This window comes from Shewanella sp. MF08487, from assembly GCF_050848685.1.
Lineage (GTDB): Bacteria > Pseudomonadota > Gammaproteobacteria > Enterobacterales > Shewanellaceae > Shewanella > Shewanella glacialipiscicola.
Genome location: NZ_JBOZPB010000003.1, coordinates 139,757 through 160,231 on the forward strand (window position 1 = coordinate 139,757; position 20,475 = coordinate 160,231).

At 42.4% G+C, this 20,475-nt stretch carries 21 protein-coding genes and 1 tRNA gene; 13 read left to right on the forward strand and 9 right to left on the reverse strand.

Annotation, left to right across the window (positions count from 1 at the left end; genetic code table 11):
• Positions 1–309 precede the first annotated feature (309 nt).
• The 8 genes from ACRN9H_RS03250 (at position 310) to ACRN9H_RS03285 (ending at position 9,368) form a co-directional block, all read left to right on the forward strand.
• On the forward strand, positions 310–2,304 hold the full coding sequence (locus ACRN9H_RS03250; protein ID WP_432312440.1) for a methyl-accepting chemotaxis protein: 1,995 nt from the start codon (positions 310–312) through the stop codon (positions 2,302–2,304).
• A 200-nt stretch (positions 2,305–2,504) separates the two neighbouring features.
• Positions 2,505–2,592, forward strand: a tRNA-Ser gene (locus tag ACRN9H_RS03255).
• 357 nt (positions 2,593–2,949) lie between these two features.
• Positions 2,950–4,185, forward strand: a complete 1,236-nt coding sequence (locus tag ACRN9H_RS03260; protein ID WP_432312441.1) for a tyrosine-type recombinase/integrase — start codon at positions 2,950–2,952, stop codon at positions 4,183–4,185.
• Between the two features lie 127 nt (positions 4,186–4,312).
• Complete coding sequence (gene hepT / locus ACRN9H_RS03265) at positions 4,313–5,143, forward strand: type VII toxin-antitoxin system HepT family RNase toxin (protein WP_432312442.1); 831 nt, start codon at positions 4,313–4,315, stop codon at positions 5,141–5,143.
• Between the two features lie 260 nt (positions 5,144–5,403).
• The gene (locus ACRN9H_RS03270) at positions 5,404–6,489 is read left to right on the forward strand and encodes a cytoplasmic protein (protein ID WP_432312443.1); all 1,086 of its coding nucleotides are present in this window, start codon (positions 5,404–5,406) and stop codon (positions 6,487–6,489) included.
• A 118-nt stretch (positions 6,490–6,607) separates the two neighbouring features.
• Positions 6,608–6,820, forward strand: a complete 213-nt coding sequence (locus ACRN9H_RS03275; protein WP_317519666.1) for a helix-turn-helix transcriptional regulator — start codon at positions 6,608–6,610, stop codon at positions 6,818–6,820.
• A 43-nt stretch (positions 6,821–6,863) separates the two neighbouring features.
• A complete protein-coding gene (locus ACRN9H_RS03280) occupies positions 6,864–8,327 on the forward strand; it encodes a YfjI family protein (RefSeq protein WP_432312444.1) in 1,464 nt (487 codons plus the stop codon).
• Between the two features lie 378 nt (positions 8,328–8,705).
• Entirely contained in the window at positions 8,706–9,368 is a 663-nt protein-coding gene (locus ACRN9H_RS03285; RefSeq protein ID WP_432312445.1) for an inovirus Gp2 family protein, read from the forward strand.
• Between the two features lie 170 nt (positions 9,369–9,538).
• On the opposite strand, the gene ACRN9H_RS03290 is transcribed toward ACRN9H_RS03285, so the two are convergent.
• The 9 genes from ACRN9H_RS03290 to radC all read right to left on the reverse strand — a co-directional run bounded on the left by ACRN9H_RS03290 (position 9,539) and on the right by radC (position 14,542).
• Entirely contained in the window at positions 9,539–9,832 is a 294-nt protein-coding gene (locus ACRN9H_RS03290; RefSeq protein WP_432312446.1) for a type II toxin-antitoxin system RelE/ParE family toxin, read from the reverse strand.
• Positions 9,820–10,104, reverse strand: a complete 285-nt coding sequence (locus ACRN9H_RS03295) for a CopG family ribbon-helix-helix protein (protein ID WP_432312447.1) — start codon at positions 10,102–10,104, stop codon at positions 9,820–9,822. The genes ACRN9H_RS03290 and ACRN9H_RS03295 overlap by 13 nt, the downstream gene beginning before the upstream one ends.
• Positions 10,105–10,391: 287 nt before the next feature.
• Positions 10,392–11,114 carry a lecithin retinol acyltransferase family protein gene (locus ACRN9H_RS03300; RefSeq protein ID WP_432312448.1) on the reverse strand — a complete coding sequence of 241 codons (723 nt, stop codon included), beginning with the start codon at positions 11,112–11,114 and terminating at the stop codon, positions 10,392–10,394.
• A gap of 88 nt (positions 11,115–11,202) precedes the next feature.
• Positions 11,203–11,769: a site-specific integrase gene (locus tag ACRN9H_RS03305; protein ID WP_432312449.1), complete on the reverse strand. Its 567-nt coding sequence runs from the start codon at positions 11,767–11,769 to the stop codon at positions 11,203–11,205.
• Between the two features lie 108 nt (positions 11,770–11,877).
• Entirely contained in the window at positions 11,878–12,285 is a 408-nt protein-coding gene (locus tag ACRN9H_RS03310) for a DUF2787 domain-containing protein (protein WP_432312450.1), read from the reverse strand.
• A gap of 193 nt (positions 12,286–12,478) precedes the next feature.
• On the reverse strand, positions 12,479–12,892 hold the full coding sequence (locus ACRN9H_RS03315; RefSeq protein ID WP_432312451.1) for a DUF2787 domain-containing protein: 414 nt from the start codon (positions 12,890–12,892) through the stop codon (positions 12,479–12,481).
• Between the two features lie 244 nt (positions 12,893–13,136).
• Positions 13,137–13,493, reverse strand: coding sequence for a type IV toxin-antitoxin system YeeU family antitoxin (locus ACRN9H_RS03320; RefSeq protein ID WP_432312452.1), 357 nt, complete (start codon positions 13,491–13,493; stop codon positions 13,137–13,139).
• Between the two features lie 139 nt (positions 13,494–13,632).
• The gene (locus tag ACRN9H_RS03325; RefSeq protein ID WP_432312453.1) at positions 13,633–13,995 is read right to left on the reverse strand and encodes a hypothetical protein; all 363 of its coding nucleotides are present in this window, start codon (positions 13,993–13,995) and stop codon (positions 13,633–13,635) included.
• A gap of 40 nt (positions 13,996–14,035) precedes the next feature.
• Positions 14,036–14,542: a RadC family protein gene (radC, locus tag ACRN9H_RS03330; RefSeq protein WP_432312454.1), complete on the reverse strand. Its 507-nt coding sequence runs from the start codon at positions 14,540–14,542 to the stop codon at positions 14,036–14,038.
• A gap of 117 nt (positions 14,543–14,659) precedes the next feature.
• Here radC and ACRN9H_RS03335 point away from each other — a divergent pair, with 117 nt between their 5' ends.
• The 5 genes from ACRN9H_RS03335 to ACRN9H_RS03355 all read left to right on the forward strand — a co-directional run bounded on the left by ACRN9H_RS03335 (position 14,660) and on the right by ACRN9H_RS03355 (position 20,262).
• Entirely contained in the window at positions 14,660–14,842 is a 183-nt protein-coding gene (locus tag ACRN9H_RS03335; RefSeq protein WP_432312455.1) for a helix-turn-helix transcriptional regulator, read from the forward strand.
• Between the two features lie 188 nt (positions 14,843–15,030).
• Entirely contained in the window at positions 15,031–16,527 is a 1,497-nt protein-coding gene (locus ACRN9H_RS03340; RefSeq protein ID WP_432312456.1) for a sigma-54 interaction domain-containing protein, read from the forward strand.
• A 76-nt stretch (positions 16,528–16,603) separates the two neighbouring features.
• A complete protein-coding gene (locus ACRN9H_RS03345) occupies positions 16,604–18,133 on the forward strand; it encodes an AAA family ATPase (RefSeq protein WP_432312457.1) in 1,530 nt (509 codons plus the stop codon).
• Positions 18,126–19,715 carry a VWA domain-containing protein gene (locus ACRN9H_RS03350; protein ID WP_432312458.1) on the forward strand — a complete coding sequence of 530 codons (1,590 nt, stop codon included), beginning with the start codon at positions 18,126–18,128 and terminating at the stop codon, positions 19,713–19,715. Before ACRN9H_RS03345 ends, ACRN9H_RS03350 begins: the two co-directional genes overlap by 8 nt.
• A 13-nt stretch (positions 19,716–19,728) precedes the next feature.
• The gene (locus ACRN9H_RS03355) at positions 19,729–20,262 is read left to right on the forward strand and encodes a HEPN domain-containing protein (protein ID WP_432312459.1); all 534 of its coding nucleotides are present in this window, start codon (positions 19,729–19,731) and stop codon (positions 20,260–20,262) included.
• Positions 20,263–20,475 lie beyond the last annotated feature (213 nt).

A 20,475-nucleotide genomic window follows, 5' to 3' on the forward strand; every position in this document is an offset into this window, starting at 1 on the left:
CCCTAAAACGGGTTTGCTTTTTACTATTACGATTAAATTTATCGTAACGCCGTTACCTTAACATAACGGTGTCATCATTTTCCTCACAGATTAACGCCGTCCAAATAGCCTCGATGCACTTGTTTTACTTAGGTCTACTAGCGACTCATGTATTTTAGATTTAACTTAGATTAAATTAACGCAAGCACATGTTTTTAGGCTATTTAATTTTAACTAAAACAGTATGTATGGTTCGTTCTCAATCCGATCCTATGCTATACATTATTAGGCTCTTATTATGTTCAAATGTGAAATAAAAGGAATAACGCGATGAAATGGCAATGGATTGGTAATCTTAGCTTAAAACAAAAGTTACTCATGGTTGTACTGCCCCCGCTATTGGCGTGTTTTCTTTATGGCGCACTCTTTTTAGTCCAAAAATATGAATACCGTCAGGATTTAAAGCAAGTTGTACAGTTAAGTGATCTTGCTGTCACAAATAGTAATTTAGTGCATGAAATACAAAAAGAACGCGGTATGAGTGCGGGTTTTATTAGTTCAGGCGGCAAAACTTTTGCAGATAAAATACCCAGTCAAAGAAAAATGACCGACACACAACTTAAGTTGTATCAGTCATTTATTACTGAAAATACTTTACCAGCAGTGTTTGCACCTAAAGTCCGGGAACTCAATACCTTATTGGGGAAACTTACGGCAATTCGCTCGCAAGTTGATAATTTATCGATCAATATTGCCGATGAGGTCGCTTATTATACTGAGGTTAATAACCGTTTATTAGCCATTGTTGATGAAACGGCAAAAGCCGGTGCTAACCAAGAGATTGCAATCAAAGCTGCTGCCTTTAGTGCCTATTTACAGATGAAAGAACGGGCAGGGCTTGAGCGCGCAGTGCTTAGCTCCACCTTTGGGCAAACAGGATTTAGACCTAAGATTTATGCAAAATTTATTACATTAGTCTCAGAACAAAATAGTTATCTCGAGCGCTTTCAAGCCTTAGCGGCCCCAGAGCTGGTGCAAGCCGTGGCGCGTATTCAATCTTCTCAAGTTGTACAAGATGTAGAAGTCCTGCGTGAGATTGCATTAGCCCAAGACAATCAAAAAATTCAGCAACAAAGCCCTGAGGATTGGTTTGCCAAATCCACACTGCGTATTGATAGCTTGCGAGATTTTGAACAACAAGTCTCAACCGATTTGCTCAATACCACTCAGACTCGACTTTCTGCAGCAAACCAAGAAATGTTTTTTGTATTAGCCACCTTAATAGGGGTGCTAATCGTAGTGTTGGTATTAAGTTTGTCTGTGATACGTTACCTACACGATAGCGTGCATCATTTATTTTCTACGGTTACCCATGCACGTAAAAATTACGATCTTAGTGTGCGCTTAGAGCAAACGAGCACTGATGAGTTTGGTGAGCTGGCCATCGCCTTTAATGGCATGATGAATGACTTTGAAGGCGTTATCTTACAGGTGCGAGCGAGTAGCGCTAAATTACAACAAGCTGTTGAGCAAATGGATTTTTGTACCCATGCAATGGAGCAAGATGTCATGGCGGGCCACAGTGAGGCGGAGCAAGTGGCTTCTGCAATGACTGAAATGAGCGCAACGGTCGCTGAGATTGCCAGTAATGCAGTGCAAGCCGCCGAAGCCTCAACTGCAGCGAATGATGATGCGAAAGCCGGCAATATGGGGGTCGATAGAACGGGTAAAGCGATTAAAGCATTAGCAAATGATATCAATAGCGCATCTCAAGCGATTAATGATCTTGATCGGGAGATCCACGGTATTGTGGTGGTGTTAGATGTGATAACCAGTATTGCCGAACAAACTAACCTACTTGCGCTTAACGCCGCGATTGAAGCTGCCCGAGCAGGAGAAATGGGGCGTGGTTTTGCCGTGGTCGCCGATGAAGTAAGAAATTTAGCGCAACGCTCGCAAACCTCAACGGCCGACATTAAAAATATGACCGACAGATTAAAATCAGGTGCAAGTATTGCCGTAAAAGCAATGCAACAAGGGCTTGAACAGGCCTATACCAGCGTAAAAGAAGGTGAGCAGGCAAGCCTTGAGCTTAAACGTATTGTTGAACAGGTAGACATTATTGACCGTATGAACGAACAAATTGCCACTGCGACACATGAGCAATCTGCCGTATCTGAGGATGTTAACCGTAATGCGTTAAAAATTAGTGAAATCTACCTCAATACCCAACGCATTTCTGATGAACTTAGGGAACTGACCAAAGCACTGACATTTGATGCCAATCTGATGTCTAAAGAAGTGAATAAGTTTACGGTGAATTAATCGATTAAAGAATCAATTTGGTGGCGGTTTGCTTAGCAATTGTGCAACCGCCTGAAATTGAGTCTTTTTTACTTGACCCTTATTAGGCTTTTGCGTAAAGTACGGCTCCGTTAACGAATCAGTATTTCGGCAATGCTGTGCTATATCGTAAACGAATTTTTACGTAAAAGATTAACCACGAAAACATAAATCGACAATATGGTGAGGTGTCCGAGTGGCCGAAGGAGCACGCCTGGAAAGTGTGTATACGGTAACGTATCGAGGGTTCGACTCCCTCTCTCACCGCCAAATTCAAGTTTAAAGACGTCCTAGGGCGTCTTTTTTCTTATCTATATTTTATAAAAATCAATGACTTACCATCCTATATTGTTTAATGACATCCTACTGCATCCGAAATCTTTAGTAATGCTAAAAGTAATGCCAAGGAAATTTGGCAAATTTTGGCATTACTTTTGACTTCAAAAAATACCCATTTTTTATGCCGTTTTTTTACTTGATTTTCTCGATTTTATAGCCCAGATTTAACTTGGCAATATCCTGATTAATCTGAGTTTATTCAGTGATAAGTAATGCTAGATTTTAGAGTGCGAAATAATGCCAAAATCAAGCATTACTTTGGGGCTTAATTTGAGGGGGGAGAATGGTATGGGAAGGAGTACAAATAAGCTGACCGCAAAAGCGGTGCTCAATGCTAAAGCGGAAGCAAAGCCCTATAGATTGTCAGATGGTGGCAATCTCTATCTCTATGTGCGCACAGCAGGGAAAACGTGGGAATTTAGATACATACGTCCCTCCACCAGCAAACCCACCTATTTTGGTTTAGGCTCATACCCTGACATATCCTTAGCTGAGGCGCGAGATAAAGCGCTAGAAGCGCGAAAAAACTTGGCCGAAGGCATCGACCCTCAATTACTTAAAATTGAAAACAAATTAAAAGCGGCAACAGAGAACGCTCAAACTCTGAAGCATATTGCGCAAATGTGGATGGACTCAAAGCAGGGAAGCATTAAGCCTAAAACCATCGAAGGCAATTGGCGCAAGCTTGAGCTGTATGCCTTCCCTAAACTGGGGAGTATTGCGATTAGCAGACTCACGGCTCCCATAGCCATTGCCGCGCTCAAGCCCCTAGAGCAGAAGGGGCATCTTGAAACGGTTAAGCGTACCGCTCAGTTGCTGAATGAAATCATGAACTATTCGGTTAACTCTGGTTACATTCATGCCAATCCGTTGTCAGGTATTCGAGACGTTTTTAGAAAGAGCAAAGTAGAACATCTGAAAGCATTAAAACCAGCAGAGCTAGCTGAGTTGCTGCAGACCGTCGCAAACGCCAATTTATTGTTAACGACCCGGTGTTTGATTGAATGGCAATTGCACACAATGACCAGGCCAAATGAAGCGGCCGGAGCCCGTTGGGAAGAAATCGATTTTGATGCCAAACTTTGGACTATTCCTGAATCACGCATGAAAATGAATCGTGAGCATATTATCCCGCTTACAGAGCATACCCTCGCGATACTTGAAACTGTTAAGCCGATTAGTGAACAGAGCCAATTCGTTTTTCCGTCATCTAAAGATCCTAAAAAGCACACAGACTCAGAAACCATCAACAAAGCATTAGGGCGCATGGGATTAAAGGGAAGAACAACGGGTCATGGTTTACGCTCGTTGGCGAGCACTACCTTAAACGAGCAAGGCTTTGATGGTGATGTTATTGAGGCTGCGTTAGCCCATGTTGATAAAAACCAAATCCGCAGTGCCTATAATCGCACGACCTACCTAGAGCGACGTACCAAGTTAATGGAGTGGTGGAGCAACCATATTGCCACTGCAGCAGTGGGCTCTTTGTCAGTAACAGCGGGTTCAAGAAAATTAGGGGCATGACCTGTAAGGCCGAATAGAGATTATCTCCCTGAGTCAAAACGTTAGGGGACGTGACACACGAATCTAACCTGTTAAGTCCGACTCAGGGTTGTGACTCTTACATCATGACAAACTTAAAGCCAAGCCAATGACTATCGAGCAGAGCCAGCATTTGCACCAACTAAACGCTTTAGCTCCAAGCCATTCTGAGGTGGCAGTATTATGGCTGTATGGTTCGCAGGCGAAAGGAAATGCTAGCGAGCATAGCGATTGGGATTTAGCCGTCGCATTCGACCCGGTAAAGGCGGACAGTGTGCTTGATACTCGTATTAGAGCTGAACTGCTTGCTATGGATTGGCAACGAGCATTAGGGCTAGCCGAAGGAAAGCTATCCATTGTCGATATCAATCTAGCATCTATCCCTCTTGCTTTCGGAATCATTAATGCCAACAAACTTATCTTTAGTCGAGATGAAGGCCGAAGAATGCAAGAAGCGTCTCGCATAATGTCGCAAATGGAACTCGATTATTCAGCCCCAAACCACTTTATTATTTTGGATAATGGCTATATCACGTCATTGCGCTTAAGCCTTAACCGGTATCAAGCCGAGCTTGGAGAGTTACGTCAATTACTTAGTCAGCGTCCTCTTTCGAATCTTGAATATCGTGCTGCAGAGCGAATACTACAGGTCTCTATTGAAGCTTGCATTGGCATTGCCAAACATTGGGCTAAGGCACTGGCTGGATATAGTCCGCAGGATGCCTACCAAGCATTTGAGATCCTGTGTCAACGAGGATCACAATCAGCTGATGAATTAAATGGCTGGCGTAAAGTGATCGGCCTGCGTAATGCACTGGTACATGATCATTTGAATATTGACCCTGAGATCATCCGCAGTGTGATCTCTCAAGGTTATAGCGATAGATTATTCGTCTTTGCAGAGCAGGGATTGGAATGGTTATCGCTGAAGAGTGACTAAAAGGGGCCCTCCAGACTCTTATATATAAATGAAAATCACTAAAGTGAACTTGCTTGCTTAAACTTCCAAGGTATAGAGTGTTAAACCTTAGCGCATTACGAAAACTCACTTTAAGCATATTTTTTACACATAGTCACGATGACAGGTTGAAAATATTCACAAGTTAAGCTATCTGGTGAGGAAAATTTCAATAATCAAATTTATTTTATCTGCTATTTCTGCTATTAGTAGCAGAAATAGCAGATAAAAGGATTGTATCAATGCAAAAAATTGTAGAGTTATCGAAGGTGAACTTAAATGCTAGCCGAGATGAGGTTGTACAGCACCTTTTGAAAGAAAATAAACCTGTTTTAATTTTTTCTCCTGTTAATATTAATATTTGGGCCGTATATGAAAGGAGTACGTATAAAAATCGTAATGGGCCATATCTGACTAGAGAGGATTCTATGTATAGAAAGGTTGCACGGAATAAATTGAAACGTAGTGAATCATTCTCTGTGGCATCATTGGTTCCGAAAGCAGAATATCTAAGGTTAGGGAGTGATGACTTAACCATGTTAATAAAAAACGGGATCGTTAATTTGAAATTCATCACGGAATTTTACTTGTATACTGAAAACTTCGAACTTGAATTGATGAGTGGTGAGAAATATATAGAAATACATGAAGTACCTATTAACGCAAAAGAGTTGGGGATAAATTGGCAGTCAGATTTCCATGACTATAATTACAACATTAAATTTTCCTTTACAAGAAAAAGCTTTAAATTTTTATCCAATACACATTTTATTGTAAATGAGCTAGAAGACTTACCAACTAAAATAGATTCAGTTTATGTTTTTGAACGTGATATTCTTTCATTTGTTCATCAAGATGTTGAACGAAAGATAGATACCCCTGACATTCCCGAAACAAGTCCTTACTATGTTAAAGATTTCCTACGTAATCAATCCGATCTGGACCAATTATCTATTTTAGGCTTCCGTTATTATTGGGGGAAAACGGCTAATCCGCCAAAAGTTAAAGGATTGGTAGAGTTGATTATCAATCAATTAAAATATGCTCCAAAAAAGGCAGAAGCGGCGGCTTTTTTTCTCAACCCTAATCCCAATGGCCTATGCGGTAAAACTAAGTTGATTGCAGATGGTTGCCAGTTTTCATACTTAACTTACTGCCTTGAACGTTTTTGGCATAATCAGGAAAAATACAATAAAAATATAACAGCTCAAATTATAAAGTTTTTAGAGGGGACAGAGGGAGAAGGTTTTTCGAGTGATAATGCTAAATACGCAGAATTAATTTTAAGACCGAGAAAATTTCCTTGGGGACCAAAAAAACGCATATAATACAATGAATAATGCACTTTAGGTGAGCAAGGGGGACCGTTTTTACCCCGTTTATTCATGCTTGATAACCATCTAATCTCAGGGTTGTAGACGTTTATTCACAACTCTGAGGACGATTATGAACACAACTCTCACAAGCAATTCCATTATTAGACTGAAGACCTTGGTTCAGCTTACAGGGCTTTCGCGTTCAACTATCTACGATAAACTCAATCCCAAATCCCCCAGGTTTGATCCACTTTTTCCTCGAAAAGTTTGCCTTGGCGCTCGTGCCGTTGGCTGGTACATGCAAGAAGTCGAACAGTGGCTGCAAAGTAGAAGATTTTGCTGAGCTGAATCGCAATCAATTTACTGAATATGAATAAAGGTGAATTATGAATAGTTATTATTACCAGAAATCATTTCCAATCTCCTACGGTTATGTTCCAAATCTAACCGTCGCTCCTAAGATGGAGAAAGCGTTTGAAGAAGCAAGAGCATTTCTGCAAGCACCAGACGGTATGATCTTGGCTTGTCAGTTAACGTCGATGGCAACCGCTATGCAAGGGGTGTTCAATGTTGAAATACCTACTCGGAAAATCGCTCCAGTATCACTCATGGTAATGACCATTGCACAATCGGGTGAACGTAAATCGACCGTTGATAACTTGTTCATGGGAGAGATTAAAAGTATTGAAAAAGAACAAGAGGCTGTTTATCAGAAAAGTTTTAAAGACTACAACATTCAGATGGATATACATAAGGAAAAAAAAGCAAAATTAAAAAAGACTATTACGCTGGATAATGCTGAAAATGAACAGACAACCCAGCAATTGGTAGCATTATCTGAACAAGAACCTACAAAACCTCGAGCCCCTAGAGTGATATATGAGGATACCACCAGTGAAGCGTTACTTGATGGTTTAAAAAATGATCTGCCTAATGTTTTTTTCGGCTCCAGTGAAGGAGATCTAATATTTAAAAGTAGGGTTATGAGCAACGCTGCTAATTTTAACCCGATGTGGAGTGGTGATGATATGACGGTAAATCGAAAAACCTCACCATCTTTTAAATTAAATGATATTCGACTATCGATGCATATCATGGTGCAACCAGATACGTTACAGAAATTTTTGAATAAGCCTAACGTTAATGTCCGTGATAATGGCTTTCTATCTCGGATGTTAGTTTGCGAGCCACTTTCTACCTGTGGTTTTCGCCAAGCTAATGGTCATCGGCATTCCCGTGAGGGTATCGAAGAGTTTAATTGCAGGATTAGACAATTACTCGAGCAGTCATTGGGATTAGTTGATTATCGGCATCGACAAAAGGTGTTTTTTTCGTCGGCAGCTGAAAAAGTCTGGTGGAATATTTATAATGACATCGAAACTAAAATGGCTCCCGGGGGCATGTATGCATGTGCAAGAGACCATGCATCCAAGTTATCAGAGAACATTGCCAGAGTTGCCGCCTTGATCCATTGTTTTGAACATCCAGACGATTTTGAAATATCTGTAGAATCCTTGTGGTTAGCCGTTGAGTTGTTAAGTTATTTCTCAAGAGATTTTATGCGAGTCTTTTGCCCTCCGCCTAAATATGTACTGGATTCACAGGAGCTGATCGCATGGTTTCAGCCATTTACCGCTTCGGGAATAAGATACATAAGAAAGAATTATATTTTACAATATGGTCCAAACTGTATTCGTAAAAAAGCCGACTTACAATCTGCATTAGATTATTTAAAGCAAAGCAACCCAATGGCTGAAGTTTTTATAGGTAAGACTAGAGTAATGGATTTATTTTGCAATCAAGAACCTGACAATGCTCAACTAGCTGAAAATCTGGCGCGCTATTTATGAGTGTTACTTTTAATCAAAATAAGTCGTTTAACGTTTAACGTTTATTTCTCAAGATTTATTTATTTATTTATTTTGCTCATAGTATGCATATTAATTCAGAGTGATGATAAATATTTATCTCAGTAAACTTTATTGTCTAAATTTAAAATTTCGCTTGAACCTGGTTGGTTTTCGATAATTTTGATTTAGGGTTTTAATAGTATTATATCTGTAGTTATATCTGTAGTTATATCTGTAATTTATATATTACTTGCTTAATGTTTTTAATTTAGTTGTCTGGTGTATTGCTTGGGTGTTTCGTATTCATCAAAATTAGTTTATTAATTTTGAGTGGTTGACTACACCCTTTAAATAATGATGGGGAATGGAGGGTGAGTTATGAATAGTATTTTTAATAGGAATTTAACGGTGTTAACAACACCTCAATATGATGGATTACAAACACTTTCTTTTATGAATGGTGCTATTGAAGAATATCTGAATAAAATTTCAAAGGTTATAAATGGCGTGGTTATGGAGTATTCAAAGGTGTTTGCGATAAGAGTTGATCTACGATTTCCTGATACGTTTGAATCGAGTGATACAGCAGTGATCACCCGTTTCTTCGAATCATTGAAAGCCCAGTTAAAAGCGGATTATCAGGCGAAACTACGAAACACAACTGACGGTCAGGTTCATGCTAGTGAGTTATTTTACATTTGGGTTAAAGAGATGAGTGGAAGGGATAAGTGTCATTACCATGTCTGTTTGTTCTTCAATGGCCATGCGTATAAAAGTTTAGGGAAATTTGAATTGGGTCGGGCTAATATGTATAACAGAATACACAAAGCTTGGGCGAGTGCACTAAGGTTAGATATTTTCAATGCTCAAGGGTTGATCCATTTTCCAGTAAATGCTCAATATTTACTGTGTCGTAACCAAGCTGATTTCACTTACATTTACCAAGACTTGTTTAAAAGATTAAGTTATTTTGCTAAAACTGACACGAAAATTTATGGGAATGGCAATCACAACTTTGGTTGTAGTCGCGTATCAGCATGATTACCGAGTGATTCGCTTACTAAATGCGGTTGCTGGTGGAGTGAGTCAAAATAAAGGAGTGATGAGCAAGGGATTAAGCTCCCTTGCTTTAGCGTTCATATAGAGCAATGGCATTTTCACACTGCAGACTTGAGACATAGTCCACTAGAACACTCCGTAGCGCGGCCAGATCAATAGCCGGCTTCCTTTTGATGTCGGATACACAACACTGTCAATCGTTCGCCGCCATCATACTGGTACATTGTCAGATAACCCGTATCACCAAAGTCGATGAGCAGTTCCCTAAAGCTAAAGTCATTGTCATCGATAGGTCGACCAATATCTGGATAGCTTTCCAGTTTTCTAATGGTATTGATTATGGCGCTGGCAGCCCGTTGTGCGGCAGGGGGATTTTTACTGCGAAGAAACTCACGTAAGCGTTCTAAATCACGTAATGCAGTGGCAGTGAAGATTATTTGTGCCATGTAGGGACAGCCTTTTCATTTTCGCTTCCCCAGGACTCCAGCCAATTCACCACTTCGTCACCGGTGACATGCAAGCCTGATGTCTGGTGTTCTTCCCATGCGCGTAACGCTTCTTGCTGCAACGCTTCGCGTTTCTCTTCTCTCTCAACGTATTCACGGATCGCTTCACGCATCATCCAGTGTGATGAACGTTTACGAGTTTCGGCTAAATGCTCGACTCTGGCTTTAATATCGGCATCTAATTTTACCGACACGGGTTTGATTGTGCTCATCTGTGACTCCAAAGGTAATGCTTAGTACTACTAGGTAATACCTTAGCATAACGTGGTACAAAAAAATAATGATTACACGGTTTGCTCGGCTGCCCGAGCAACGCCATAAGCTCAAGGATGATAGAAGAAAGTTTGTATCACTTAATTGGGCAAACATGTTACGCCGTCATCACGCTAATCTTCAACGTAATCGCAAGAGGGGTGAAAACGATAGCGGCGAGTTGTGCCGCTTCGTTTATAGCGTTTGGGTTATGGCTGACTGAGTACTCAATACTGCAGGTGAAGCATTATGACCTTAACCAATGCCATGCATCGGCTATCAGCTCAGCACCGGCTTTTACGCCATTGATGCCCACTTCTGCTGTTGTCAACACGGTGTTTAAGCCAGTTTCTACACTGCCTGTAACAAGCTTGAACCCAGCATCGGCTATCTCACCTTGGCGTAAGCAAGCATAACTCTCACCCAGGGTTTGGCTGCTGCCTTTTAGTAGGCATTCGGCAGGCTTGGCAACAAGATCTCCAGGCGTGCCTAGCAGCGTGTTAACGTTATCGGGTAGCCCAAGGTATTCGCCGGTCATTTTGATGGCTGTAGAGGCTAATACGACGTTTGCGATAGCCCCCGTTGCCAACTTCGACGCGGTGCTCCCCAGTAAGCCTGCTCTGGCAGAGCCTTGCAGCGCAATGTGGGTAAGATTACTCACTTGATTAGAGGTGCTGCTCCCTTCTAAGCATTCGTTGATGAACTGCTCGCAATTATTGGTGGCAACGCCGTATGGGGTGTGACCCAACTGACTGCGCGCAAGCTCAATGGCCTGATGAGGAAACAGTGTGGATTTCTTTACTCTAACGCTATGCCCACCAGCAAATTGCTGCAGAGCAATTTCTTCGATGATGCCTTGTTTAGATAAGTGGATCACATGGCCATGACCCACATACAGGCCATGGTGTTCGGTTAAGCCAAGCGGATCTATATTGGTGACCAGATGATCACCTGGATGAAATGTATACATGGTATGTACTCCAAGAAAAATAACGCAGATACCCCTAGGTCGCATCTGCTAATGGGTGGAATAGGATGAAATGGACGTGCTGATTGACTCAGATTTCCAGCTCGACAAAGTCTTTATCGATTTGCTGTTGAGTAATGCCGATATAACGCAGGGTGACCGCTTCCGATTGATGCCGCAGCATGCGCATCACCCGGCCAATGTCTTTGCAGGCTTGATATAGGTGATACCCCCGGGTTTTACGCATCGAGTGGGTGCCCAGCGCTAACTTGATATCGTCACCGACAAAGGCAAACGCTTTGGCGACGGCGCGCCGTGTCAGCGGTTTAGCGGGTGCATGCTGGTCTTTTGCTTGGCTCGAGCGGTGGGATTGGAACAGGTAGATATGCTCGGGGTGGCGTTGATGAATAGCCTCAATCAACGCCAGCGTCTTCGGGTTGAGCTTGATGCTGGCCCGTTTACCGGTCTTCTGCTCGATGATATTTAAGCGGTCGCCGTCGATATCGCTGAACTTGATGGCCAGTAAGTCAGAGATCCGCAGTGCCAGGTTAAGGCCGATATTCCAGACATCGGCCATCTGCTCACCAAAGTGACGTTCGAGCAGGTAACTGATAAGCTTGATGGTGTCGCGGTTCTTGACCGCTTCGACTTCGTTCATGCTTGGTTCCCTCAATTAGCTATGTGATGATTGTGGGTACCAGCACATTGCAAACCCGCATCGGGCCTGCGTTGCTTGGTTCCCAAAATACCTTTGTGGGCACCAACTTCAGTCGGCGCTAACCTGAACCTGGTACACCTCCATTTCGACGTAGTTGCAAAAGTTCTCCAGCAGCAGCCTCACCAAGCTGTCAGCGTGTTCCAGGTAGCAACGGCCAAAGAAGCTGTTGTAGACCTGCTTCTCCTGAAACAGCACTTCCATTTCTTTCTCAAGCTCAGGGAAGGGGCCGCCGCAGTAAGCAAAGTCAGTGAAGTAATTGAGATACCAACCATCACCTTGGCGGTAGAGGTTGATCTCCACTGGGTGATAACCACCGTTATCAGAGCTGTAGTCGGGATCGCGGTAGTTAAAGGTGACGATGTTGAGGTCGGGGTTATTGAGTGCGGCCAGTTGCCGTTCTAACAACTCATAAAAAGGCTCTGGCAGTGACAGGATGGTTTCGCGGTGTATTTTCATGGTGGACTCCAAAGCAAAAAGTCCGCTAACGACGGGCGTTGCGGGCGAGGTTGGTTGTTGTTAACGACAGGGGCTTGTCGTAATGATTTAGGTTACAAGGGCGCGGGTGTGATGGGCTTAGCTCTTTGATTAGGGTAGAACTGAAACCGGTAGATATGGTTAGGATGTTCGCACAAAATGAGGGCGAGGCGAGTTAATCCAAGCTCACCTGCACTTGATAGGCTTCCATCTGGTAGTAACTGACAAAGTTATCGCTAAACAACTTAATCAGCCCCTGTGATTCCCGCTCAGTAATCCAGCCACTAAATAGGCTATAGACCTGCTTGCTGTTAAAGCAGATATCGATGTCTTTAACCAGTTCAGGGAAGGGATGGCCACGAAAAGCAAAGTCGGTAACGTAGACTAAACGCCAGTGATCTTGTTGTTTCTCAAGCCGCACTTCGACGGGATGAAAGCCGCCTGCTTCGGCGCTGTAATCTGGATCGCGAAAATTAAGGGTGATGGCGTTGGCGTCTTTTGGTGTGACTTCAGTCAGTTCCTTTTCAATCACGTGGTAAAAACGATCAGGCATCGCTGGCAGTTGATTACGCTTGATAGTTAATGTCATGGAATATTCCTTATTTAAAAACGGGCATACGCAAAAGCCAAGGCGCAGTCCGCCTTGGCTTTTGCTGTCTATGCGGTTTGGTTAATAAAACGGGTGTTGGTTAAGCGGTTTAATGTGAGTCGCTAAGGGCTGCTTGCTAAGGCTTTTGAGCTGGGAGATTAAAGTTTGGTGGTTATGTTTAACGAGATTGGTACTGGCTTACGATAATGAACGGGTTATCGAGTGAGGGTGAGGTTGCTGGTGGTCAGTGGCTTAGCTTTGGTTTAGTTTCGGTTTGATAAATCGCAATATACAAATAGCCGTGACTGCCTAATGTGTCGGCCTCACAGGTAAAGCCAACGTGCTCAATGGTGACGCAGTGCTGTTCAGTGGTATCAATATCGCCGGTGGCCACCAGCCGTTCAAGCTGTTTAACCATGGCGGGAAAGGCATCGACAAATTGTTGTTTAATTGCTGGTGGAAATTCACCAACAAAGCTTGCACGGTCATGGAGATAATCCAAGTGCAGACCACGTAAAATCAGCCTTGCACCAAAGCGGGGAGATACTTTACGGGGTAAGCCCCAGGCGTGCTCAATATCGAAAAGTTTAAGCGTTGTCATAGTGACCTCAATGGTTGAAAAGAACTTTAGGGAGTAGGGGGCTCATTAGCTGACTAGCGAGAGCAGTGATAAATACCAGTGCTAGTAAGAGCGGTTAATACAGCCGACTAGTGGAGTGGGTGATGACAGGTAACGTTCTTTAAGTGTGTACGCTCCAATTCGGTTGCTCGTTGCTGCCATGGTTGAAGTACACACCGTTGATCACACGCTGCCATTCACCTGTTGGCACACCATAACTATCACAGGGGCAAACATAGCGGCAAAAGCTGATTTCCTTGGGCAAGTGCTCAACCACATCACGGTGAAAAACAAATAATACGGTTTTATGTAGCTCGCGGTGTGGTGCAACAACTGGCTTGCCTATCACTTGGCCCACGGCATTAAGTGGCCGCACAAACATCGGCAAAATGAGTTCAACCGCTAAGCGATTACGCAGTTCAGGAAAAGCGGCGCAGGCCTCGGCGACACAGGCCTGTGAAAAACTATCGGTAAATTCAATCATGATGGACTCCTTGATTTGGCGTGGCAGGTTTAAACGCTGGCTAGAGTAAGCCGCGCTCAACAAAGGACACTGGCAAGCGGCCTACCACGATATGGTCAAGCACGCGCACATCGATAAGTGCTAATGCATCGGTTAACCGTTGAGTGATGTGTTTATCTGCAGCCGAAGGTTCAGATTCACCGGACGGGTGGTTATGGGCAAAGATCACCGCTGCTGCATTGACGGCCAATACTGCCTTAACCACCTCTCGTGGATAGACACTGGCGGCATCTAAAGTGCCAAAGAACAACTCCTTAAACTCGAGTAATTGATGCTGGTTATCAAGCAGCATTACCGCAAACACCTCCCGCTCATAACCGCCGAGTTTGTAAGTTAAAAAATCCTTAGTGGCTTGAGGGTTGGTATACGCATCTTTCTTTACATAACGTTCGGCAATGATATTGGCGGCAGAGGCGAGGATCGCTTCGGCAGTTTGTGGCCACTGAGTCACGTGCTTATCAGTGGTTTCGTGTAGAGCAGCTTTAGTGTGTATCGCTTTTGTTGACATATCAGGCTCCTTGAAAGCGTTAATGGGCTTATGCACAGGAGTGATATATATCTGAAAAGATTTGGAAAAGTTAAAAATTACTGGCGTAGATAATGAAACCATTATCAAGAGTTCAGTATGACACCAAACATAAAGCTTATTCGAATAAAAGACGTGATTGACACCACAGGCTTAGCCCGTTCAACAATTTACAAGTACGTAGATAAAGGTATTTTCCCCAAAACAGTGACGTTAGACGGTAGAACCTCACTAGGGTTGAAAGTGAAGTGTAAGAGTGGATTTTGGCAAGCATTAAGGTAATTAATTGTTAGGTAGTAATCGACATCAACAAAAATGAAAAACAAAGAGCTGTAATAGGCAATATTGATTCAAATGCATTGAAAAATGGTTATTTTTCTGTAGATTATAAAACGCAACAAGTCTGACAAATAAGTGCCAGTACGGCATGCTTGCTTTTACTATTGATAAATTTAAATGTTGGTTTAGGGATGAACATAATTAACGAAAAAGTGTTGGTTAGTTGGATTGGTGGCAACGATTTAGAATCAAAGGATAGTAAAATGACTGGCCCTATATGGGCGACAGTATCTAATGTTACCTTTGATCGGCTTGAGCTTATTTACAATTATCCGTCGGACCTAGTTACTCCGTATCTTGAACTACTCAGTGATAATCAGAGTTGTCCAGTCAACGCCCGTAAGGCCGATTTATCCTCGCCAGTTGATTTTGGAGAAATTTACTTAGCCGCAGAACAGCTACTGGACAGCATTAGTCGTGAAGCCATTGCACTGTCTATTTTACTAAGTCCGGGTACACCTGCTATGCAGGCTGTATGGATATTACTCGGTAAAACTCGATTCGCCTGCAACTTTTATCAAGCATCCAAAGAACAAGGCGTTAATACTGTAGAAATTCCTTTTCAGCTCACTGCTGAGTATATTCCTTCGATGACTAATTTAGCCCCTATTGAACTTGGGCAACTTGGTCTATTGGGCTCTGATGCTGATCCCGCTTTTGATGACATTATTACCCTTGATCCTGAAATGTTACTACTTAAAGCCAAGGCACAAGTTTTAGCATCGCATGAAGTATCTGTGCTGATTTGTGGTGAGAGTGGTACCGGCAAAGAGATGTTTGCTCGGGCAATTCATAATGCTAGTGCGAGAAGGGATAAACCATTTGTTGCGGTCAATTGTGGCGCATTTCCCTCAGAACTTATCGATTCAATACTTTTTGGTCATAAAAAGGGGGCTTTTACTGGTGCGGTTTCAGATAAGGTAGGAGTTTTTGAATTGGCGCATTCAGGTACTCTTTTTTTGGATGAGTTTGGCGAGCTTGATAGTTCAGCCCAAGTCAGGCTCCTTAGAGTATTGCAGGATGGTAAATTCACTCGATTGGGAGATAGTGAAGAACGTAGCAGCAATTTCCGTTTAATCACAGCAACTAATCGAGACTTGATGGCTGACGTTTCCAAGGGTAGGTTCAGGGAGGATTTATTCTATAGGGTTGCCATTGGTGTGTTGTCCTTACCACCTCTAAGGTCTCGACAAAGCGATTTAGACCATCTAGCAGATCAGTTTACCGCCATGCTCACACAAGAATACCCTTCTCTAGGTGGTAAAAAAATTTCCACTGCTGCAAAAAAAATTATCAGTAATCATCGTTGGCCTGGAAATATCAGAGAGCTGAAAGCAACGATTCTTAGGGCAGCCTTATGGTCTGAAACTGCCGTATTGGAAGAAGTTGATATACGCAGGGCGATACTTTCGACGCTCCAAAATAGTGAGGGCATTCTCGAAAGAGATATATCTAAAGGTGTTGATATAAATAGTATTATTGATCTAGTAGAACGACACTATTTAGAACGAGGATTGGCATTTACGTCAGGAAATAAACGTAAAGCGGCGTTGTTACTCGGCTACAACAATCACCAAACTTTAAATAATCGCCTTAAAAAACTCGGTCTAGAAAACGACAATGACTAAATTGGCATAAAAGTCGCTATATGAGTTTGACCCTGAATTAAGCCAGGGAATGCAATTCAACATAAGGAGATCCACTGTGACACAATTAACGGCAATACAACCACTCTCACGTAAAGATAAAATCTCACAGCTTATGGCTGCGATGAATGTTGGTCTGTTAGAGCGAAAGGAACAAATTAAGCTGATTTTACTTGCCGCACTTGCGGGTGAGCATGTTTTGCTTGTAGGTCCTCCGGGCACCGCAAAGAGTGAACTTGCCAAACGGCTAAAAAATATCTTTGTTGAAGCGAGTTATTTTGAGCGTTTGTTGACACGTTTTTCTGTCCCAGAAGAAGTCTTTGGGCCTCTTTCTATTCGTGCATTAGAGGATGATAGGTATGCTCGTTTAACTAGTGGTTATCTACCTGATGCATCAGTAGCTTTTATTGATGAAATCTTTAAAGCAAACAGTGCCATTTTGAATAGTCTTTTAACCATATTAAACGAGCGAGAATTTGATAATGGTAATCGTCGATACAAGGTGCCCTTAATTTCGGTTATTGCTGCGAGTAACGAGTTACCGGAAGGTGAGGAGCTTTCTGCTTTATATGATCGCTTTATGTTACGTAGTTTTGTCGGTCCAGTGTCCGATAGTTCATTTAGTGAATTATTGCAGCTTTCAGCTGAAAAATTTGAGCCTGAGCTGAATATCCGACTCAAGCTAGAAGATCTTACTGAGGTGCAGCAGTTAGCTGACAAGGTTACCCTGAGTTCTTCTGTGCTGGCATTGTGTAAAGAGTTTCGGGCCTATTTAAACCGAGAGAATATTTACGTTTCGGATAGACGTTGGCTCAAGTTGATAAAACTGATGAAGGTATCAGCATTCACCTCTGGATTGACGCAAGTGAGTAACTATGATGCATGGGTTTTACCTCATTGTCTGTGGAATAAGCCGGAGGAGTTTTCTGGGCTGCAAGATCTCTATAATCAAGCTGTAGCCATCAATGGTGATTTTACCGATGAACGTGCATCAAGTTTAGTGGCAACTTGGGAAGGACGATTAAAGGCTGACAAGTCACAACAAAAGCAGAAAGTAAACAACAAAGGTCGGCCACTGTTTATTAATGATAAAGGTAAGCAGACATTACAATCCTCTGGAGAAGTCCAAAAAATAAACGCTAAAGGTGAAGTTCTCTATTGGGATGACTATGACAATAAAGAGACAACCTCAAGTCGCGGACGTTATAGCTCTTCATTAAATGCCATTATGATTAATCAAGCATTTAAACCCGATATGGAATCAATTAGTTATTCTGAAGCGCATGTTCAGAGCCGTGTTGCTGGCGTAGAAGAAATTCTTGCGTTGATAAAAAACCACATCAACGCTTTAAGCAAACAGCGAGAAGATGCTAAGACAGTATTTGAAAGTCATCTTTGGTTAAATCCTGAACTGCTTTCTAAAGTGATTGCGAGTTTAGATAACGCCCTTGAATACAGCCATAAATTATCCAATCGTCTGGTAAAAGTGAAACAAGGTTTTGAAGCCTTGCCACGGGAACAAGAAGTTGATTTGTCGGACACTAGCATTCCAGTTGATGCAGTGTTAGAGGGTGAACTCTGTGAATGAACAAAAACCAACACCAACACAGCTGGCTCCAGCACTTAATATTTTAGCTGGTTTGGAGCGGCAGTTAGTTGATATTGATTTATTACCTGATTCGTTGGTGCCAGCTGTAGCTACCCTACCAGGAGGCGATTTATCTACTCGCTGTATGACTATCGCATTATTGCGAAATCAGTTGTTGGCGGGAGAGCCATTATCACAACCTTGTCCTTGGTTACCTGAGGCTGTTCAGCAAAACATTGTTAATGTAATTAGTCGTTCAGGTATTGCAACTTATTGTCAAAATAATCCGCAAGTCACCGATGCCTTGATACTGGATTTACTATCTGCTCTTGAAGGTGCTCAGACAAGAGCATTAATCCTTGCTCGGCAATTAGCTCAAATCAAATATAAGCAGGCGTTAGAAGCGCTGAAAGAAGAATTCGCCGCTATCCAAATCAAACGCAATTCAGCCAAACTTAAAAATTCACTTGTTCTTTCAGATGCAAAAAAACTTGAATGTCAGCTCCAGGCTGAATTAGAGGCCTGGTTGCTGTTAATTAATGTAAATGGACAACATCCATTTACATTGCCATCAGTTTGGGCCGAAAGGTTGGAAGTCTGGCAAATACTTTCAGAGATTTTTGATGATTTAGGTATGGTCACTGGTCTTGGTTGGGACCTATCGAAAGGAATGCTGCAAAGCCATGGTTGGATGAACATGGTGCGATTACAGAAGCTGGTCGAGCAAATCCCACAATTGCGTGAAGTGATTGAAACCCTGGGGCGCATGAAAGATTGCGACGGTGAGCCCGTGATTGAAGAAATTATCTCTAAGATGAGCGTAACGAAAAGGCGCGATAAAGAGATTTCTATGCCGCTTGTGCCAATGGAAACCAAGGGGATCACTCGTTCTGACTCAATCAGTCGAATGTTGCCTCAAGAAGCGGCTTTTTTGGGGCATCCAATCCTTAAAAAACTTTGGCATGCCCGGCGAGCTGAGCATGCATTGCTCAGTTACGCTGTTGAAGGCACGGACGTCATCACTGAAGAGGTTACATTTGAGCAAGAGGTTAAGGAAGAAAAATCCGGCTTCAAAATAAATCGTAACCGTGGTCCCATGATTGTTTGTCTAGATACTTCCGGTTCCATGCAAGGAACACCAGAGAATGTTGCCAAGGCGCTGGTGTTGCAATGTATCAGTGTGGCTAAAACCGAAAAACGTGCTTGTTATGTTTACCTATTTGGTAGCAGGGGAGAAGTGACAGAAATGGAGCTGACACCCGATGCTGAGGGCTTAGAGCGGATGATACTTTTTCTGTCCATGTCATTCGGCGGTGGTACAGATGCAGAGGGGCCACTTAACTTGGCTCTTGAGCAAAGTGATAAAAATAAATGGCATCAAGCAGATATATTGCTCGTCAGCGATGGTGAGTTTGCGGTGTCTTCTGGACTAACCCGTAAAATTAGTCATCGTAAGGATAATAGCGGATTGAGTATTCATGGGGTTGTTATTGGGTCGAGTTTGTCGCCGATGGACAAGATCTGTGACCCGTTGCATCAGTTTTCAAGTTGGTTAGATCTGCAAAATAACCTATATCAGTGATAAGGGAGCATGTGTGACAAAAGCTAAAGATAATTTTGAAAAGGCAATTCAAGATGCTGAATGGATTTTAGAAGCCTATGACCATTTAAACAAAATTGAAGGTAGGGAAAGAGAACCTGAGGAGCTTAAGCGGGCTGCATTGATCATGACCTTAACCGCTTGGGAAACCTATGTCGAAGATGTCATTGAGGAAAAGTTGACAGTAGATCTGAGAACCCTTGCTGGCTCGAATGTCGGAAAATTTATTACATCGACACTTAAAACTGAGCTTAAGTATTTTCATACCCCAAATTCTCAGAAAACCAAGGGAATGTTTGAGCGGTTTTTATACATAGATGTGACCGAGAAATGGACCTGGATTGATAGTGATATTGAGCAAGTTAAATCTAAACTAAACCAATGGATAAAAAAGCGAGGTGAAGCTGTTCATCGGTCTATTAATGACAAACAAGCCACTCATTTAGTAAGCCGGCCTGATATGAAAAAATGCCTGACGTTTTTTAAAAAGCTCGTAGAAACAACAGATTTAGCTATTGAGTCAGTGTAAAATGAATAACTGTAATCGAGCATGAAAAGGTAAAACCGTAATAGATCTATTGCCAATTAATGAGTGAGAAACTAGTTACATTATTGGTTGTAGAAGCCTTGACTTGCCATGCTACCTTAGCTCGGAAAAAACTGCGAAAGCTCCTTTTATTGTGATTAAACTCAAAGTACTTAAAGCTTCCGCTAAAAAATACGAATTGAAAGTATTCAATGC

Bases quoted from the DNA above. Each gene is read 5' to 3' on its own strand.
- ACRN9H_RS03325 (WP_432312453.1), bottom strand. From the start codon at position 13,995: ATGATTGAATTTACCGATAGTTTTTCACAGGCCTGTGTCGCCGAGGCC.
- ACRN9H_RS03285 (WP_432312445.1), top strand. From the start codon at position 8,706: ATGAATAGTATTTTTAATAGGAATTTAACGGTGTTAACAACACCTCAA.
- ACRN9H_RS03335 (WP_432312455.1), top strand. From the start codon at position 14,660: ATGACACCAAACATAAAGCTTATTCGAATAAAAGACGTGATTGACACC.
- ACRN9H_RS03275 (WP_317519666.1), top strand. From the start codon at position 6,608: ATGAACACAACTCTCACAAGCAATTCCATTATTAGACTGAAGACCTTG.
- ACRN9H_RS03280 (WP_432312444.1), top strand. From the start codon at position 6,864: ATGAATAGTTATTATTACCAGAAATCATTTCCAATCTCCTACGGTTAT.
- ACRN9H_RS03250 (WP_432312440.1), top strand. From the start codon at position 310: ATGAAATGGCAATGGATTGGTAATCTTAGCTTAAAACAAAAGTTACTC.
- ACRN9H_RS03300 (WP_432312448.1), bottom strand. From the start codon at position 11,114: ATGTATACATTTCATCCAGGTGATCATCTGGTCACCAATATAGATCCG.
- ACRN9H_RS03340 (WP_432312456.1), top strand. From the start codon at position 15,031: ATGAACATAATTAACGAAAAAGTGTTGGTTAGTTGGATTGGTGGCAAC.
- ACRN9H_RS03270 (WP_432312443.1), top strand. From the start codon at position 5,404: ATGCAAAAAATTGTAGAGTTATCGAAGGTGAACTTAAATGCTAGCCGA.
- ACRN9H_RS03315 (WP_432312451.1), bottom strand. From the start codon at position 12,892: ATGACATTAACTATCAAGCGTAATCAACTGCCAGCGATGCCTGATCGT.
- ACRN9H_RS03290 (WP_432312446.1), bottom strand. From the start codon at position 9,832: ATGGCACAAATAATCTTCACTGCCACTGCATTACGTGATTTAGAACGC.
- radC (WP_432312454.1), bottom strand. From the start codon at position 14,542: ATGTCAACAAAAGCGATACACACTAAAGCTGCTCTACACGAAACCACT.
- hepT (WP_432312442.1), top strand. From the start codon at position 4,313: ATGACTATCGAGCAGAGCCAGCATTTGCACCAACTAAACGCTTTAGCT.
- ACRN9H_RS03295 (WP_432312447.1), bottom strand. From the start codon at position 10,104: ATGAGCACAATCAAACCCGTGTCGGTAAAATTAGATGCCGATATTAAA.
- ACRN9H_RS03320 (WP_432312452.1), bottom strand. From the start codon at position 13,493: ATGACAACGCTTAAACTTTTCGATATTGAGCACGCCTGGGGCTTACCC.
- ACRN9H_RS03310 (WP_432312450.1), bottom strand. From the start codon at position 12,285: ATGAAAATACACCGCGAAACCATCCTGTCACTGCCAGAGCCTTTTTAT.
- ACRN9H_RS03260 (WP_432312441.1), top strand. From the start codon at position 2,950: ATGGGAAGGAGTACAAATAAGCTGACCGCAAAAGCGGTGCTCAATGCT.
- ACRN9H_RS03305 (WP_432312449.1), bottom strand. From the start codon at position 11,769: ATGAACGAAGTCGAAGCGGTCAAGAACCGCGACACCATCAAGCTTATC.